The organism is Neorhizobium sp. 2083 (genome assembly GCF_031455615.1).
Taxonomy (GTDB): Bacteria; Pseudomonadota; Alphaproteobacteria; order Rhizobiales; family Rhizobiaceae; genus Neorhizobium.
Window position 1 is genome coordinate 241,845 of record NZ_JAVDTC010000001.1, and the last position, 16,933, is coordinate 258,777.

At 63.6% G+C, this 16,933-nt stretch carries 15 protein-coding genes; 9 read left to right on the top strand and 6 right to left on the bottom strand.

The genetic code is table 11. From position 1 onward, the window contains the following. Positions 1 to 142: 142 nt before the first annotated feature. Complete coding sequence (locus J2X76_RS01180) at positions 143 to 994, top strand: polysaccharide deacetylase family protein (RefSeq protein ID WP_310212218.1); 852 nt, start codon at positions 143 to 145, stop codon at positions 992 to 994. Between the two features lie 18 nt (positions 995 to 1,012). Here the strand turns inward: J2X76_RS01180 and J2X76_RS01185 are convergent, their stop codons facing one another. After that, a complete protein-coding gene (locus J2X76_RS01185; RefSeq protein ID WP_113130008.1) occupies positions 1,013 to 1,462 on the bottom strand; it encodes a DNA polymerase III subunit chi in 450 nt (149 codons plus the stop codon). Between the two features lie 46 nt (positions 1,463 to 1,508). Further along, positions 1,509 to 3,005, bottom strand: coding sequence for a leucyl aminopeptidase (locus J2X76_RS01190; RefSeq protein WP_310212222.1), 1,497 nt, complete (start codon positions 3,003 to 3,005; stop codon positions 1,509 to 1,511). Between the two features lie 231 nt (positions 3,006 to 3,236). Between J2X76_RS01190 and J2X76_RS01195 the strand changes: the two genes are divergently transcribed. The 8 genes from J2X76_RS01195 to J2X76_RS01230 all read left to right on the top strand — a co-directional run bounded on the left by J2X76_RS01195 (position 3,237) and on the right by J2X76_RS01230 (position 12,257). After that, a complete protein-coding gene (locus J2X76_RS01195) occupies positions 3,237 to 4,028 on the top strand; it encodes a phosphatase PAP2 family protein (protein WP_310212225.1) in 792 nt (263 codons plus the stop codon). 114 nt (positions 4,029 to 4,142) lie between these two features. Continuing rightward, positions 4,143 to 5,318, top strand: coding sequence for an LptF/LptG family permease (locus J2X76_RS01200; protein WP_310212228.1), 1,176 nt, complete (start codon positions 4,143 to 4,145; stop codon positions 5,316 to 5,318). After that, entirely contained in the window at positions 5,315 to 6,403 is a 1,089-nt protein-coding gene (gene lptG / locus J2X76_RS01205; RefSeq protein WP_113130004.1) for an LPS export ABC transporter permease LptG, read from the top strand. The genes J2X76_RS01200 and lptG overlap by 4 nt, the downstream gene beginning before the upstream one ends. Beyond that, on the top strand, positions 6,403 to 8,733 hold the full coding sequence (locus J2X76_RS01210; RefSeq protein ID WP_113130003.1) for an LPS-assembly protein LptD: 2,331 nt from the start codon (positions 6,403 to 6,405) through the stop codon (positions 8,731 to 8,733). The genes lptG and J2X76_RS01210 overlap by 1 nt, the downstream gene beginning before the upstream one ends. A 127-nt stretch (positions 8,734 to 8,860) precedes the next feature. Beyond that, the gene (locus J2X76_RS01215; protein ID WP_113130002.1) at positions 8,861 to 9,805 is read left to right on the top strand and encodes a SurA N-terminal domain-containing protein; all 945 of its coding nucleotides are present in this window, start codon (positions 8,861 to 8,863) and stop codon (positions 9,803 to 9,805) included. 31 nt (positions 9,806 to 9,836) lie between these two features. Continuing rightward, positions 9,837 to 10,853 carry a 4-hydroxythreonine-4-phosphate dehydrogenase PdxA gene (gene pdxA, locus J2X76_RS01220; protein ID WP_113286034.1) on the top strand — a complete coding sequence of 339 codons (1,017 nt, stop codon included), beginning with the start codon at positions 9,837 to 9,839 and terminating at the stop codon, positions 10,851 to 10,853. After that, the gene (gene rsmA / locus J2X76_RS01225) at positions 10,853 to 11,686 is read left to right on the top strand and encodes a 16S rRNA (adenine(1518)-N(6)/adenine(1519)-N(6))-dimethyltransferase RsmA (RefSeq protein ID WP_310212236.1); all 834 of its coding nucleotides are present in this window, start codon (positions 10,853 to 10,855) and stop codon (positions 11,684 to 11,686) included. Before pdxA ends, rsmA begins: the two co-directional genes overlap by 1 nt. A gap of 247 nt (positions 11,687 to 11,933) precedes the next feature. Continuing rightward, on the top strand, positions 11,934 to 12,257 hold the full coding sequence (locus J2X76_RS01230) for a hypothetical protein (RefSeq protein WP_113286036.1): 324 nt from the start codon (positions 11,934 to 11,936) through the stop codon (positions 12,255 to 12,257). A 202-nt stretch (positions 12,258 to 12,459) separates the two neighbouring features. On the opposite strand, the gene J2X76_RS01235 is transcribed toward J2X76_RS01230, so the two are convergent. From J2X76_RS01235 to mltG, 4 genes are all read right to left on the bottom strand, one after another. Further along, entirely contained in the window at positions 12,460 to 13,665 is a 1,206-nt protein-coding gene (locus J2X76_RS01235) for a TCR/Tet family MFS transporter (protein ID WP_310212239.1), read from the bottom strand. 319 nt (positions 13,666 to 13,984) lie between these two features. Beyond that, positions 13,985 to 14,647, bottom strand: coding sequence for a guanylate kinase (gene gmk / locus J2X76_RS01240; RefSeq protein WP_113129997.1), 663 nt, complete (start codon positions 14,645 to 14,647; stop codon positions 13,985 to 13,987). Between the two features lie 3 nt (positions 14,648 to 14,650). Further along, on the bottom strand, positions 14,651 to 15,538 hold the full coding sequence (locus J2X76_RS01245; RefSeq protein WP_113129996.1) for a YicC/YloC family endoribonuclease: 888 nt from the start codon (positions 15,536 to 15,538) through the stop codon (positions 14,651 to 14,653). Positions 15,539 to 15,571: 33 nt separating this feature from the next. Beyond that, on the bottom strand, positions 15,572 to 16,765 hold the full coding sequence (gene mltG, locus J2X76_RS01250) for an endolytic transglycosylase MltG (RefSeq protein ID WP_113129995.1): 1,194 nt from the start codon (positions 16,763 to 16,765) through the stop codon (positions 15,572 to 15,574). Between the last annotated feature and the right edge of the window lie 168 nt (positions 16,766 to 16,933).

A 16,933-nucleotide genomic window follows, 5' to 3' on the forward strand; every position in this document is an offset into this window, starting at 1 on the left:
AAGCTGCTTTCTGGATACGAAGCAAAAGCCGGAACCCGCAAATCGAAGCACGACCGGCAACCATCCTAACCAGCCGTTAACCATAATCGGCGAATGTGACTTCGCTTCAACTCCTTAGTCACTTTTTAGCCGAGTCGCTCCCATGTCCGTCCGCGTCCTGTGCGTCGCCGCTGCCATCGCATGCCTTCTCTCGTCCTGCGCCGGTCGCAGCCAGACGGAGGGCGGCTCGCTTGCCACTTCGTTCGCGCCCGCCAAGGCGCTCTCCTCGACCAAGCCGGTCAAGAAGGCCGAGGCGGATTCGCCGGTGGCGCTGACGCCGGTCGCCTGGGGGCGTCTCAACAATCCGGGCAGCCTTTCCGGCCGCACGCTGACGGTTTCCTCGCTTTCCGACATCAAGCTCGCCAACAAGGAGGTCGTGCTGACCTTCGACGACGGCCCGATGCCGAAGAAGACCGAGAAGATCCTCTCCATCCTCGACGAATACGACGTCAAGGCAACCTTCCTGATGGTCGGGCAGATGGCCAAGGCCCATCCGGAGATCGCCCGCAAGGTCGTCAACGCGGGTCACACGATCGGCAGCCATACCTATCGCCATGCCGACCTGCAGCATCTCTCCTTCGACGCGGCGATCGCCGAGATCGAAAAGGGGCGCGACGCGGTGACCAGCGTCACCCACGAGGATGCCGGCTTCTTCCGCTTCCCCTATCTCGCCGACACCAGACGCCTGCGCCAGTGGGTCGCCTCGAGCGGCATGGTCGTGCTGGACGTGCAGGTCGATTCCAAGGATTATTTCGGGGTATCGCCGGCAGCCGTCGCGACGCGGACGATGAATTCGCTGCGCGCCAACGGCAAGGGCATCATCCTGCTGCACGACATCCACGCCCGCACGGCCGCCATGCTGCCGGCACTGCTGACGCAGCTGAGCGCCGAAGGCTACAAGGTCGTCAGGCTGCGCCACAGCAGCTCGTCGATGATGCTGGCCTGGCTGAACTGAGGGAACACCCTCGCCGGGTCAGGCCTTCTTGACCCAGCGCCCCTCTTCCGACTGCTGCCAATAGGTCAGCGCATGTCCCTCGCCCTTCAGCTTCTTCCACTGGGCGCGGGCATTGTCGAGCTGGACGGTATCGTAGCCGTCGAACATGAAGACGATGCGTTCATAGTCGGCGACAGGCGGCGGCTCGGCGCCGTCCACCAGGAAACGCACCGTCGCGCCATTGCCGTTTTCGGCATTTGCGGTCAAGAGCACCGGCTGCGCCTCGGCCATCGGCGAGGCATCCGTGCCATGCGGCAGAAAACTGTCCTCGCGAAACGTCCACAGATGCGCGTCGAGAAAATCCCGCCGCACATCGCCGCTCGTCTGCACCGCCACCTTCCAGCCGCGCTCGACGCTTTTTTCGAGGAGCGCCGGCAGCGCATCCTCGAGCTTCGATTCGGTCAGGTGATAGAAGAGGACTTCGGTCATTGCGGTTGCGGACCCATCTTTTCGTCGAACCGGCAAATACGGGTTCTCAACCCGCCTCGTAGTGCGCCCGGACGAGTTCGTCCAGCAGCCGCACCCCGTAACCCGATCCCCAGGACTGGTTGATCTCGCTCGACGGCGAGTTCATCGCGGTGCCGGCAATATCGAGATGCGCCCACGGCGTCTCGCCGACGAAGCGCTTCAACAGCTGCGCCGCGGTGATCGAGCCTGCGTGGCGGCCGCCGGTATTCTTCATGTCGGCGAATTTCGAATCGATCAGCTTGTCGTATTCCTTGCCGAGCGGCATGCGCCACAGGCGCTCGCCGGTGACGTCTCCGACACCGCTCAACTGGCCGGCCAGTGTGTCGTCGTTGCTGAAAAGGCCTGCCTGGAGATTGCCGAGCGCCACCAGGATCGCACCGGTCAGGGTCGCGAGATTGATCATGAAACGCGGCTTGAAGCGATCGTTGCAATAGTAGAGCGCATCGGCAAGCACCAGCCGGCCTTCCGCATCGGTATTGATGATCTCGATCGTCTGGCCCGACATGGTGGTGACGATGTCGCCCGGACGCTGGGCATTGCCGTCCGGCATGTTTTCGACGAGGCCGAGAATGCCGACCGCGTTGACCTTGGCCTTGCGGGCGGCGAGCGTGTGCATGAGGCCGATGACGGCAGCGGCTCCACCCATGTCGCCCTTCATGTCCTCCATGCCGGCCCCCGGCTTGATGGAAATGCCGCCGGTATCGAAAACGACGCCCTTGCCGATGAAGGCGACCGGCGCATCCTTCGGTTTGCCGCCCTTCCACTGCATGACGGCGAGCCTCGGCGGGCGGACCGAACCCTGCGCGACGCCGAGAAGCGCGCCCATGCCGAGCTTCTTCATTTCCTTTTCAGTGAGTATCTCCACCTCGACGCCGAGTTTTTCGAGCTCCTTCGCCCTGTCGGCGAATTCGACCGGCCCGAGCACATTAGGCGGCAGGTTGACGAGTTCGCGGGCCAGAAGCACGCCTCCGGCGATCGCCTCCGATTCGGCAAAGGCCTTCTTGGCGGCCGCATGCTCGGCGGTGACGATCGTCACCTTGACCGTCTTCGGCGCCTTGTTCTCGTCGTCTTCGCCCTTCTTCGTCTTGTAGGTGTCGAAACTGTAGGCGCGCAGCAGCATGCCGAGCGCAAAGCCGGCGAGCTGCGCGCCGCCGACCGCAAGGCCCGGAACATCGGCGAAAATCGCCACCCGGGTCATCGACTTGACCGAGGATGCCGCGACACCGCCCGCCTTCAGCCAGTCATAGGCGGTCAGCGCTTCGGCCTTGCCGAGGCCAAGCACGACCAGCCGGTCGGCCGGCGATCCGTGCGGCGCAATGAGATCGAGCGTCGACATCGGCTTTCCCGAAAATTTCGCGATCTCCGCCGCCCGGGTCACGACGCCTTCCGGGTCGGCCTCGGCGGCGCCTGCCGCCGGTCCGTCGCCGGCAAGCTTGAGCTGGATGGCAAGGCCGCCGTCGATCTTGGCGGACTTGGCGAAGGAGATATCGAATTTGACGGACATTGCGACTCCAGAAGGCTTTCGAAGATGAGCGGCGATCATCGCCGTTTCGGCTTGAAGCGCAAGGGCGAGAAGTCACAACCGCGTCAACCCGCAGCCTGCTCCCCTGCCCCGACGCGTCAAAAAGCCCGATTTCGGGCGCGGACATTGCCGGCTATCGGCAGACGGCACTGTTCAAATCCGGCGCGCCATGCTCTAGGGTCGCGCCGCCCGACGACCAACGGATCAGTTCGCATGACCTCGCCCTCCTCCACCGCCCCCGAATGGCTTGCCGCGACGCGGCGCTTCTTCGCCCGGCCGAAGGGATGGTTCATCGTGCTGACGGCGCTCTGGTGGGTGCTGCTGGCGCTTTTCTACCTCGCCCCCCAGATCGATCTTGCCGTGGCGCGCGCCTTCTTCACCCAGGCCGCCTGTGGTGAGGCAATCGAGCGGGGCCGCGTCTGCGGCAGTTTCCCCTATGGTGCGGAAACCCTGTTCGTCGTGATCCGCCGCATCCTCTTCTACCTGCCTTCGCTGGTCGCGATCTTCATCCTCTACCGGCTGATCGCCAACCTGCAGCATCACGGCACGACCTACAGCCCGCGCAAGACGCGGGACTATTCCATCGCGCTCGTCTCCTTCCTGATCGGCCCCTATGTGCTGGTCAACCTGATCCTGAAGCAGGTTTCCAACCGGCCCCGCCCTTACGAGACCGACTTTTTCGGCGGCACGGACGTGTTCACGCCGGCCGGCGATTTCGGCGGCGCCTGCACCGGCAACTGTTCCTTCATTTCCGGCGAGGCCGCCGGGGCCGGATGGCTGGCCTGCCTGATCGTGCTCATGCCGAAACCGCTGCGTCCGGTGCTCGGCCCCCCGCTGATCGCCATCTCGCTGATCTCGCCGGCGCTCAGGACCTCGTTCGGCGGCCACTATTTTTCGGACGTGACGCTCGGCTGGCTGTCGTCGCTGGTGGTCTATGCGGGGGTGGCTGCGTGTTTCGAAATGTCACAGCGGACAAGAAAACGAAATTCGCAAACAAATTTGTGACGCGGGGGCTGTCGCAATGCTGATATCAATCGCTTAGATAGGCGCGACCGTCATCTCGGGGCAATCAATCGTCACTATCCCCCGGGTGACGTTGTGCAGGGTATCTAGGCCGGAATGAAGCTTCTCGAAGTCTACATATTGCGCCGGATTTTTCAGATGTTCCTGGTGACGCTCCTGCCGGTGCTCACCATCATCTGGACCATCCAGGTGCTCGGGCGCATCAACCTGGTCACCGATACCGGCCAGTCGATGGGCTCGTTCGCGACTCTTGCGACCTTCATCCTGCCGACCATCATCCCCGTCGTGCTGCCCTTCGCGCTGGTGATCGGCATCACCCAGACGCTGACGGCGATGAACAACGATTCGGAACTGCCGGTCATCGACGCGGCCGGCGCATCGCGCAACATCATCTACCGGCCGGTGCTGATGCTCGGGATCGCGCTCAGCATGTTCTCCTTCCTGGTGACGAATTTCGTCGAGCCGCCCTCGCGCGTCGCAGCCCGCCAGATGGTTGCCGCGGCCTATGCGGACCTGCTCTCCTCCGTGATCGAGGAGAAGACTTTCCGCAGCATCGAGCCCGGCCTCTACGTGCAGATCTCGGAGCGCCATTCCGGCCGCGTGCTCAAGGGCCTGTTCGTCGTCGACTATCGCGACCCGAATTTCGACCTGATCTATTACGCCCGCGAGGGATCGATCGACGAAAGCGGCACGTCGCTCACCATGCGCGACGGCGAGGTCCACCGCAAATCCGTCGACGGACGCATCTCGATCATCAAGTTCGTGTCCTACGCCTTCGATCTGTCGGCCATGGCGAAGGCCGAAGGCGGATTGCCGCAATATTCGACCGACCGCAGCCTCGCCTTCCTGCTCAATCCGGATCCCAACGATCCGCTCTATCAGAAGTCGCCGGATGCCTATCGGTCGGAGCTGCACAGGCGGCTGTCCGACTGGCTTTTCCCGATCACCTTTGCGCTGATTTCGCTGGTGATCGCCGGCAGCACCCGCTCGCACCGGCAGACGCGGGTCCACCCGATGGTGTTTGCGCTGTTCCTCGCATTCGGCGTGCGCTGGCTCGGGTTCTCGGCCACCAACCTGGTCGAGCGCCACGCGCTCTACACGCCGCTTCCCTACGTGGTGCCGATCGTCTTCTCGCTGATCGCGGTCTTCATGCTTGCGACCAACCGGCAGTTCTCGACGCCGGGCTTCATCGTCCGCGGCATGTCGCGCCTGGCCAACAGCTTCCAGCGGCGCGTTCCCGCCTCGCGCACCTCGGGCGGAGGTACGGCATGATCTTCACGACGCTCGGCCGGTATTTCTTCCGTCGCTATATCATCACCGCGCTCTGGTTCCTGCTCGGGGTCGGCGCCATCATCTTCCTTGCCGACTTCAGCGAGACCAGCCGCCGCATGTCGGGCTTCACCGGCTACACGGTCTCGGCCGGGCTGCTGATGACGGCGATGCGCGTTCCGCTCATCCTGCAGCAGATCATCCCGACGCTCAGCCTCTTCATCGGCATGACGGTGCTGATCGCGCTCAACCGCCGCTACGAACTGGTGGTCACCCGTGCCGCGGGCATTTCCGTCTGGCAGTTCGTCTCGCCCTTCGTCATCGGCGCGTTTCTGATCGGGCTTGCCACCCTGCTCGTGGTCAATCCGCTCGCCGCCTGGGGCCAGCGCGAATCGGCCTCCATGGAGGCGAGCTGGCGCGAGGCGAGCAACCGTTCCCGCGCCTCCACCTTCGTTCCCTGGATCCGCCAGATCAGCGGCAACGACGACACGATCATCGGCGCCAAGAGCTATCAGGAAAAGGGAACCCTGCTCGTCGACGTGGTGGTTTTCCAGTTCGACAAGGACGGCCGCGTCATCCTGCGGCAGGACGCCAGGACCGCAAAATTGGAAGATGGTTACTGGCTTCTTAACGAGGTTTTGGAAAATCGGCCGGGCGAAATTCCTGTGCGTCGCGCGACAGCACAGGTTCGCACCAACTTGAAGCAGGAATACATTCAAGAGAGCCTGGCGCAGCCTGATACTGTTGCGTTTTTTGATCTTTCCAGAAAAATCGAGGTCAGCAAATCTTTCGGCATTCCCACAAAGGCGCTCGAGACGCAGTACCATTCGATGCTCTCGCTGCCGATCCTGCTCGTGGCAATGACTCTCATTGCTGCAACAGTCTCATTAAAATTCAGTCGGTTCGCCCAGTCCCGCTCCGTGATTCTGGGTGGAATAGTTTCTGGCTTCGTGCTTTATGTCGTGACAGTGCTTGTCAAAGCATTCGGGAGCAGTGGGGCAATTCCTCCTTTCGTGGCGGTCTGGATTCCAGTGATCGTCGCGACGGCGCTGGGGACGACGATTCTGCTTCATCAGGAGGATGGCTAGTGGCGGTAAGTGACCGCAAACATATAAGACGGCTCGCCGCCGCCCTGCTGACAGGTGTGTCTGTATGCGTATTCGGCGTATCCGCAACGGTTGTGCAGGCGCAGGGTCTGGTGCCTCAGGCAGCGGATGGCGCCAAGCTTCTGCTGCGCGCCAACGAGCTCGTCTATAATCAGGACGCCAAGCTGGTCACCGCCAGCGGCGGCGTGCAGCTGTATTACAACCGCTACAAGATGGTGGCGCAGCGCGTTCAGTACGATCAGAAGAGCGGCCGCGTCATGGCGACCGGCAATATCGAGCTGATCGAGCCGGGCGGCACCCGCGTCTATGCGGACCAGCTCGACATTACCGATGATTTCGGCGAAGGCTTCATGAACGCCCTTCGCGTCGAGACTACCGACAATACCCGCCTTGCCGCCGAGAGCGCCGAGCGTCAGCCCGGCGACCTGATGGTGCTCAACAACTCGGTCTATACCGCCTGTCTTCCCTGCGCCCAGACGCCCGGCAAGGCGCCGCTCTGGCAGGTCAAGGCGGAGCGCGTGGTCCGTAACGGCCAGACCCATACCATTCGTCTGGAAAACGCCCAGTTCGAACTGTTCGGCCTGCCGATCGGCCGGCTGCCCTTTGCGATCGAGGTGCCGGACGAAACGGTCGAGCGCAAGTCGGGCCTTCTCTTCCCGCAGTTCAGCGCGAGCGACAATCTCGGCTTCGGCGTGACGGTGCCCTACTATCACGTATTCTCGCCGAGCATGGATGCGACGCTCAGCCCGACCTACTATTCCAATCAGGGCCTGCTGATTCAGGGCGAAATTCGCAACAAGTTCGAAGCCGGCGAGCACACGTTCCGCTTCGCGGGCATCCACCAGAACGATCCGGCGGCCTTCGACCCGAACACCGCCGACCGCGCCGCCGACAACCGCTTCATGGCCGCCTCGAAGGGCGAGTTCCAGATCAACCCGCGCTGGACGTTCGGCTGGAACGTCATGGCGCAGAGCGACAACAACTTCTCGCGGACCTACAAGCTCACCGGCGTCGGCGACGACACGTTTACCAACGATGTCTACCTGACCGGTATAGGGACGCGGAACTACTTCGATCTGCATGGCTACTATTTCAACATCCAGGACGACACTGTCTTCAACACGGCCGAGCAGAAGCAGGCGATCGCCTATCCCTCGCTCGACTACAGCTATTACGCGCCGCAGCCGATCCTCGGCGGCGAGCTTTCGATCACTTCCAACATCACCAACCTGTCCCGCCGCGAAGACGACTGGTACACGGAAGGCACGACCAACCGGTTCCCGGGTCTTGAAGGCAGCTACAGCCGCTTCACCGCCGAAGCGGAGTGGAAGCGCACCTTCAACACGCTCGACGGCCTGCTGCTGACGCCGATCCTTGCCGCCCGCGGCGACGGCATCCGCCATACGGGCTCCGGCACGCCGGGAGCCTATCTCGGCGACATGGAGCCGGAAGGCGCCAATGGCCGCTATATGCTCACCGCCGGTCTCGAAGCCCGTTACCCGATCCTGCTGACCACCGAAAACAGCAGCCATGTCATCGAGCCGATCGCGCAGATCTTCGCGCGCCCCGACGAGCAGATGGCCGGCGGCTTGCCGAACGAGGATGCGCAGAGCTTCGTCTTCGACGCCACCAGCCTGTTCGAGCGCGACAAGTTCTCGGGCTTCGACCGTGTCGAAGGCGGCACGCGCGCCAATGTCGGCATCCGTTATACCGGCACATTCGCGAACGGCATCGGCGTGCGCAGCATCGTCGGCCAGTCCTATCACATTGCAGGTCAGAACTCGTTCGCGACCCAGGACCTGGTTCAGGCGGGCGCCAATTCCGGCCTTGAGACGCGCCGGTCCGACTATGTCGCGATGGCGGCCATCGACCTGCCGCAGGGCTTCACGGTCGGGGCAAGTACCCGCTTCGACGAGAAGACGTTCGCGGTGAAGCGCACCGACGCCTCGTTCGGCTATACCACGCCGCGCCTGAGCGGCACGCTGGTCTATACCCAGGTCGATCCGCAGCCGGAATACGGTTCGGACGAGTCGAGGGAAGTGCTGAAGAATACGATGAGCTTCCGGATCAACGAAAACTGGGCGCTTGCCGGCACGGCTACCTGGGACCTCGCGGACAAGGAACTGGTCCGGCGCGGCATCGGCATCAGCTACGCGGACGAATGCACGATCTTCACGGTTGCCTATACGGACAAGCCGTCGGACACGGCCGCCAACGACTGGACCGTCAGCGCACGCCTGAGCTTCCGCACGCTTGGCGACATCAGCGTCGGCTCGACCGAAGGTTTCGATCAGGACTACCGCTATAAGTAGCGGCTGTCCGAACGAAGGGCCGTCATCGTTTCGCCGTAAGAATTGTGCAAGCGGTCGCAGATAGAGTATGGAAGGCGAGGCCGGTTGGGCTGAGGTGCCCACCGGGGCGGGAAAAGGAATTGGTATCATGTTCGTAGTGACCGCAACGCGCAAGCTGGTGCTGGCTGCGGCCGTCTTGGCCGCCTCGGTCGTCATCCAGCCCGCCGTCCAGCAAGCGCAGGCCGCAAGCGAAGTTGCGGCCGTGGTCAACCGGACGGCGATCACCAGCACCGATGTCGCAAAGCGAGTCGCCTTCCTGCGGCTGCAGCGCCAGAAGGCCGATGCAAAAACGGCCCGCGAGGCGCTGGTGGACGAAACGCTGAAGCGCCAGGAAATCGCCCGCGTGAAGATGTCGGTCAGCACCGAGGACGTCGACAAGGCCTTCGAGCGGTTTTCCGCCGGCAACAAGCTGACCGCGGCGCAGATGAGCCAGATTCTCGATAAAGCCGGCGTCGGCGTCGAGCATTTCAAGAATTACATCGCCGTGCAGATGAGCTGGCCGCGACTGGTCAACGCCCGCTACGGCGGTTCGCGCGGCCGCATGTCGAGCCAGGAACTCGTCAAGCGCATGATGGAGAACAAGGAAAAGCCGGTCACCACCGAATATTTCCTGCAGCAGGTGATCTTCGTCGTGCCGCCGGCCAAGCGCAACGCCATTCTCGCCAAGCGCCAGAAGGAAGCGAACGCCTCGCGTTCCAAATTCCCGGGCTGCGAGCAGTCGAAGGATTTCGCCGCGACCATGCTGGACGTGTCGATCCGCGACCTCGGCCGCGTCCTTGCCCCCGAACTGCCGGCCGACTGGAAGCCGCTGATCGAGAAGACGCCCGATGGCGGTACGACGGCTACCCGCGTCACCGAACGCGGCGTCGAATTCCTCGCCATCTGCAAGCAGCGCCAGGTATCCGACGATCTCGCGGCGGAAGTCGTGTTCCGCGCTGAGGATCTCGGCAAGGAAAAGAAGGGCGCTCCGGACCCCAACGACAAGAAATATCTCGACGACCTGCGCAGCAAGGCGCAGATCGAGTATCGCTGACCTCGACGTTCACGTCATTTTCGGAGCCGCAATGCCTCTCGACCGTCCGCTTGCGTTGACCCAGGGCGATCCTGCCGGCATCGGCCCCGATATCACGCTGGTTGCCTGGGCCGCGCGCCGGACATACGACCTGCCGCCCTTCCTCTTTCTCGGCGATCCTGCGGTGCTGAAGGCCCGCGCCGTGATGCTCGGTCTCGATATCCCGATCCGGGAAGCCGATAGCGACAGCGCGATGTCGGTCTTCGACGACGCCCTGCCGGTTCTTCCCATCGCCGCCGGCGCGGAAATCGCCGCCGGCGAGCCGCATGTGGCGACCGCAAGGGGGACGATCCAGGCGATCGAGACGGCCGTTTCGCTCTCCCTGGAAGGCAAGGCCGCCGGCACGGTCACAAATCCGATCGCCAAGTCGATTCTCTACCAGGCCGGCTTCGGTTTTCCCGGCCACACCGAATTCCTCGCCGACCTCGCCGAGCGCGCCACCGGCAAGAAGATCCTGCCGGTGATGATGCTGGCCGGGCCGAAGCTGCGGGCCATCCCGGTCACCATCCATATCCCGATCTCCCAGGTCCCGGCGGCCCTCAATGCGGAGCTGATCGCCGAGACCTGCCGCATCGCCCATCACGACCTGAAAACCCGCTTCGGCATCGACAAGCCGCGGCTCGCCGTCGCCGGCCTCAACCCGCATGCGGGCGAGGACGGCGCGATCGGCCGCGAGGACCAGGACGTCATCCATCCGGCGATCTTCAAGCTGCGCGCCGAGGGGCTGCATGTGTTCGGGCCGCTGCCGGCCGACACGATGTTCCACGACGAGGCGCGCGCCCGTTACGACGTGGCGATCTGCATGTATCACGACCAGGCGCTGATCCCCGCCAAGGCGCTCGGGTTCGACACCTCCGTCAACGTGACGCTCGGCCTGCCCTTCATCCGCACCTCGCCGGATCACGGCACGGCGTTCGGCATTGCCGGCCAGGGCGTCGCCCGCGAGACCAGCCTCGTCGAGGCGATCAAGCTCGCCGGCAGTCTCGCATCGAAGTCGAAAGCCGCCTGATGGCCACTCTGGACGGCCTGCCGCCGCTGCGTGACGTGATCCAGCGTCACGGGCTCGATGCCAAAAAGGCGCTCGGTCAGAACTTCCTGCTCGACCTCAACCTCACCCAGAAGATCGCCCGCAGCGCCGGACCGCTTCAGGATGCGACGGTTTTCGAGGTCGGCCCGGGGCCGGGCGGCCTCACCCGCGCCATCCTGTCGCTCGGCGCGAAAAAGGTGATCGCTGTCGAAAGGGACAGCCGCTGCCTTCCCGCCCTCGCCGAGATCGGCGACCATTACCCCGGCCGGCTGGACGTGATCGAGGGCGATGCGCTGAAGACGGATTTCGCGGCGCTGGCGCCTGAAGGCCCGGTGAAGATCATTGCCAACCTGCCCTACAATGTCGGCACCCAGCTGCTCATCAACTGGCTGCTGCCCGCGCCCGACCGATGGCCGCCCTTCTGGGAAAGCCTGACGCTGATGTTCCAGAAGGAAGTGGGACAGCGGATCGTCGCCGACGAGGATGACGACCATTACGGCCGCCTCGGCGTGCTCGCCGGCTGGCGCACCGCCGCGCACATGGTCTTCGACGTGCCGCCGCAGGCCTTCACGCCGCCACCGAAAGTAACCTCGACGGTCGTGCACCTGACGCCGCGCCAAAATCCCCTGCCCTGCGACGTCACCAAGCTGGAGCGCGTCACCCACGCCGCCTTCGGCCAGCGCCGCAAGATGCTGCGCCAGAGCGTGAAATCGCTCGGCGGCGAGGCGCTGCTGGTGAAAGCAGGCATCGACCCGGCGAGGCGGGCGGAGACGTTGTCGGTGGAAGAGTTCGTGCGGTTGGCGAACTGCCTCTGAGGCCGTAAACAAGGCTCGAAGCCCTGCCCTCGAACCGCTTGTCCGCAACGATCTCGCGACCAAAATAAGGCAATTGCGGCAACTAAGGCAAATCCGGCGGCCGGAACATTATATTAGTTTAAGCTGACACCGCGCCAAATGGAGTTAAATTGATCCGCAGGCTGGTATTGCCGGCGGTGAATACCGTGACGCGACAGTATAGACAGCCGCCCGGAAGCTCGTTTGCAATCTCAGAAGGAGATATGTGATGCGCTCGCTTATCAACGCCCCCACCGTTATTGGCGCTCTTGTCCTCTCAACCCTTGCTGGTGGAGGAGCCTATGCAAAGCAGATCCATCATGCCCTGCCCGACAGCAATGCCAGCATCGTCTATGTCGACCCGGAGATTGATCAGCCTTACATGCCGGATGCCGCGACCAACCCTTCCAAGGCCGACATCCTCGCCGCACAGCATGAAATCCGCACGGAACCCGGCCTGCGGGCCATGCTCATTCGGAACGATGTCGAACTGAACAATGTCGTGGACATCGGCGTCGCAGCCGACGGAAGCCGGACCGTTTACGTCCGCTGAGCAATATGGCGAAAAGCAGGCCTCATCCGATCGGCCTGCTTTTCCCTGTACCGTGCCTCAGCAATTGGCTATCGCCAAACTGCTCGCCGTACCAAACCGATAAGGGCGGCCTGGCATCTGCCGCGCCTGAGCGGCAAATCATCGTCGGCGAGGCGCTGCCGGTGAAGCCGCGACCTCAGGCGAATAACGTCCGATGGACGCCTTACGCCGTCACGACCGCTGCCGGTTTCTCGAGCCGCAAGCCGAGAACCAGCGGGATACTCGCCGCATAAACGGCAACCACCGACAGCCAGATCGCGCCGGGCCATTCATCCCTCACGACGAAATAGATGCTCGAGAAAGCCAGCGGGCCGACGATCGAAGCCAGGCTGACGGCCGACGCCAGCACGCCCTGGAACTGGCCCTGGCGGCTCTCGTCCACCTGCCGGGTCGCCAGGGACTGCAGCGCCGGCACGCCGATGCCGCCGAGGGCGAAAACCGGCATGACCGCGAAGATCATCCAGCTTTGGGTCGCGAAGGCCATGACGGTCAGCGCGATGCATACGCCGGCAATGCCTGTCAGAATGGCGGCGCGCTCGCCGAGCAGCTTCACGGCCGGCGCCGGCAGGAAGGCCTGCGCAACCGTCTGGCAGATACCGAACGTGCCGAGCGAAAGGCCGATCCACAGCCCGTTCCACTGGAAGGCATCGCCACCCCACAATGCCCAGCAGGTACCGTAGGCCTCGCCGGTGGCGCTGAAGATGAAAAAGATGAAGATGACCGGCAGCACGCTCTTCACCGAAAATACCCAGCGCAGCGGTCGAAGCGGGTTGAGTGCGCTGAGGTCGATCTTCTCCCGGCTGGGTTCACGCGACTCCGGCAACATCCAGAAGGCCAGCATGAGATTGCCGGCATTCAGAGAAGCCGCGGCAATGAAGGGGAGCCGCAGCCAGTAATCGCCCAGCACGCCGCCGAGGACGGGGCCGATGATGAAGCCCAGGCCGAACATGGCGTTGAACAGGCCGAAACGGCGGGCGCGTTTGTCCTCGGGAGAAATGTCGGTGATGTAAGCGGTCGCCACGGAGACGTTGGCGCTGGTGAGGCCCGCGATGGCGCGGCCGATCAGCAGCATCCAGAGACTGGTCGCAGACGCCAGGAACACGTAGTTGATGGCCGCTCCGCCCAGCGAGATCAGCAGAACCGGCCGGCGGCCCAGCCGGTCGCTGAGGGCGCCGAGCACCGGCGCGAAGATGAATTGCATGACCGCATAAAGAGCGGTCATCGTGCCGATATAGGGCGCCACGTCCTCGGCATGGGTGACGTCCCGGAGCAGCGCTGGCAGGATCGGAAAGATGAGACCGATGCCGACGGCATCGAGGACAATGGCAGTGAAAATGACGACAAGAGATCTGTTCATGGTGCGTTCCATTCGACGCAAGCATGCAACGCCGCCAGGCGCCAGTGGCTTGCGGTTAGGCCCGACGCGTGTCAGGCGTGTGTGGTTCTGGAAAACGCTGGCCGATCCACGCTCAAATGACATGGATGGGGTGTGCTTGACCGCCTGGACGCCAATTCGTCCACCTGTTTACTCCGCCACTGAGCGGATCAAGGGAAGCGGTCGCTTTTCGCGATATTCGCCAGTTACACCAGACGACGGCGCGCGACAAGTCTCTTTAATGCCGATGATGAAGGACCGCGAGCGGCGGGTGACGCCTTGCCGTTCGGCGAGCGAACCGCCCCGCCGCCGCCTAAAGCTTCGGCTCTTCCGTCAAAAGTTCGCTGACAAAATCGAACAGGCCATGGCGACGGTCGCGGCGGATGCGTTCGGCGTTGACGATGCAGCTCACGTGGCCGAAGGCCTCGTCTAGATCGTCGTTGACGATGACGTAGTCGTATTCGCGCCAGTGCTCGATCTCGGCGCGGGAGTTGAGAAGGCGGGTGCGGATCACCTCTTCCGAGTCCTCGGCGCGGCGGTGCAGGCGCGACTGCAGCTCGGTCATGGTCGGCGGCAGCACGAAGATGGAGACGACGTCCGCCGCCATCTTTTCCTGCAATTGCCGGGCGCCCTGCCAGTCGATGTCGAACAGCATGTCGCGGCCTTCGCTCATCGCCTGTTCCACCGGCTCGCGCGGCGTGCCGTAGAAATTGCCATGCACCTCTGCCCATTCCAGCAGGTCGCCGGCGTCGCGCATCTTCTCGAATTGCGGCACGGAGATGAAATGATAGTGCTTGCCGGCGATCTCGCTCGGCCGCTTGGCGCGCGTGGTGACGCTGATCGAGATTCCGAGGCTGCGGTCCGTGTCCAGGAGATTGCGGGCGATGGTCGACTTGCCGGCGCCTGAGGGCGAGGACAGAACCAGCATCAGCCCGCGCCGGGCGATCTTCACGGGCGACGATGGGGCCGGGTTCATGTCTTACTCCAGATTCTGGACCTGTTCGCGGAACTGGTCGATGACGACTTTCAACTCGATGCCCGCGGCGGTGACCGCGGCCGAGTTGGACTTCGAACAGATCGTATTCGATTCCCGGTTAAATTCCTGTGCAAGGAAATCGAGCCGGCGCCCCGCCGGGCCGCCCTTGTCGATCAGCTCGCCGGCCGCCGCCACATGCGCCTTCAGCCGGTCGATCTCTTCGCGCAGGTCCGCCTTGGTGGCGAGAAGGGCCGCTTCCGCATGCAGTCGGTCGCGATCGAGCGTCGGCGCCTCCTGCAGAAGTGCTGCGAGCTGGAAGGAGAGCTTGCGGGCGATCTCCTCGGGCGTGCGGGAGGGATCGGTTTCGACGATCCCGGCAAGCTCACCGATGCGGGCGACCTGGCTCTTGAGCACGACTGCTAATGCCGCCCCTTCGCCTTCGCGCATCCGCTGCAGGTGGCCGATCGCCTCGTCGAGGCTTGAAAGGATCGCGGCGTCGCGGGCGGCGACCGTCTCATCGTCCTCTTCCGCCTCGCGGATGTCGACCAGGCCGCGAATGCCCATCAGCGTGTCGAGCCTGAGCGGCGACGGGTCGACGAGGTCGCCGAGCTCTTCGCGCAAGGCCAGCACGGCGGCGAGCGCATCGCGGTTCAGCACCGCCTCCACCTTGGTCTCGGCGATGGTCAGGTTGAGGGTGGCCTGCAGGTTGCCGCGGGAAAACTTTTCCGAGATCAGCCGCCGGACGTCCGGTTCCAGCCGTTCGAGGCCGGCCGGCAGGCGCAGGCGGATATCGAGGCCCTTGCCGTTCACCGAGCGCAGTTCCCAGGCATAGCGGTTGCGCCCGCTGGTGCCTTCGCTGCGGGCAAAACCCGTCATGGACTGCAGGGTCATCGGTCTCTCCAGATACTCTTTAAAAGGAAGCGGTCAGTTGCTCTTCGGCGGCTTTTCCGCTTCGTCGCCATCCGGCTGGCCGTCCACCACTTCGGGGTTGGCGGCGCGCTCGGATTCCATTCTACGCCAACGGCGGACATTGGCGTTGTGTTCCTCGAGCGTCGCGGCGAACACATGCCCGCCGGTGCCGTCGGCCACGAAATAGAGGTCCTTGGTCCGCCAGGGATTGGCCACCGCCTGCAGCGCGGCACGGCCGGGATTGGAGATCGGCGTCGGCGGCAGGCCTTTTATCTGATAGGTGTTGTAGGGCGTCTGCTTGGCGAGGTCGGACTTGAAGATCGGCCGGTCGGAGGGTTTTCCCTCGCCGCCGAAGATGCCGTAGACGATCGTCGGGTCCGATTGCAGGCGCATGCCGCGCTGCAGGCGGTTCATGAAGACGGAGGCCACATGGGCGCGCTCGTCTTCCTTGCCGGTCTCCTTCTCGACGATCGAGGCGAGCACGACGAATTCTTCCTTGGTCTTGATCGGCAGGTCCGGATCGCGGCGTTCCCAGATCTGGTCCACCATCTTCTGCTGCGCGATGCGCATCTGCTGGATGATGTCGGCGCGCTTGCTGCCACGCGAGAACTTGTAGGTATCGGGCCTCAGGCTTCCCTCGGCCGGGAGCTCGGACGGCAGGTCTCCTTCAAGCACCGTATCCTCGGCAAGCCGCAGCATCATCTGGCGCACGGTCAGGCCTTCCGGCAGCACGACCGAATAGAGGATCGACTTGCCCTCCTCCAGCACGCCCATCACGTCCTTCATCGAAGCACGGGCCTTGATCTCGTATTCGCCGGCCTTCAGCGTGTCGCCCTTGCGCAGGTAGGTCGCGGTCACGTAGCGGAAGACGCGCGCATCGGAAATGATGCCGTTGCGTTCGAGATTGGTGGCGATTTCCGAAAGCCCGTTGCCGGGGCGGACCATGAAATGGGTGTTGGCTTCGAGCGGTCCGGGCTGCTGGAAGGCCGAGATCATGTAGTAGAAGCCGGCAATCCCGATCACGCAGAGAACCACGACCATGGTCATCACGAAATTCAGGAAGATGACGAGCTGGCTGCGCGCCTTCCTGGAACGGCGGGGCGGTTCCGGCACGCGTTCGGGCTTCAACGCCTCGTTCGGTGATTTCGGAATGATCGGCCCTCTGCCATTGCCGGGCGGCAGTTCACTGACATGATTCGTATCGTTCAACCGCGCCCCCCGGGGTTAACGCCCCCACAGACTCAAAGACTTTCGACCCGCTGTTTGGCCAACCAATGCGGCGAAAAACAGGTCCAGAAGATGATACGAGCCGGCTCGCGAGTCCAGCCGGCATGTGTTTCGAGGCCCGAAACGATCAGACCCCGAAAGATCGGGGCC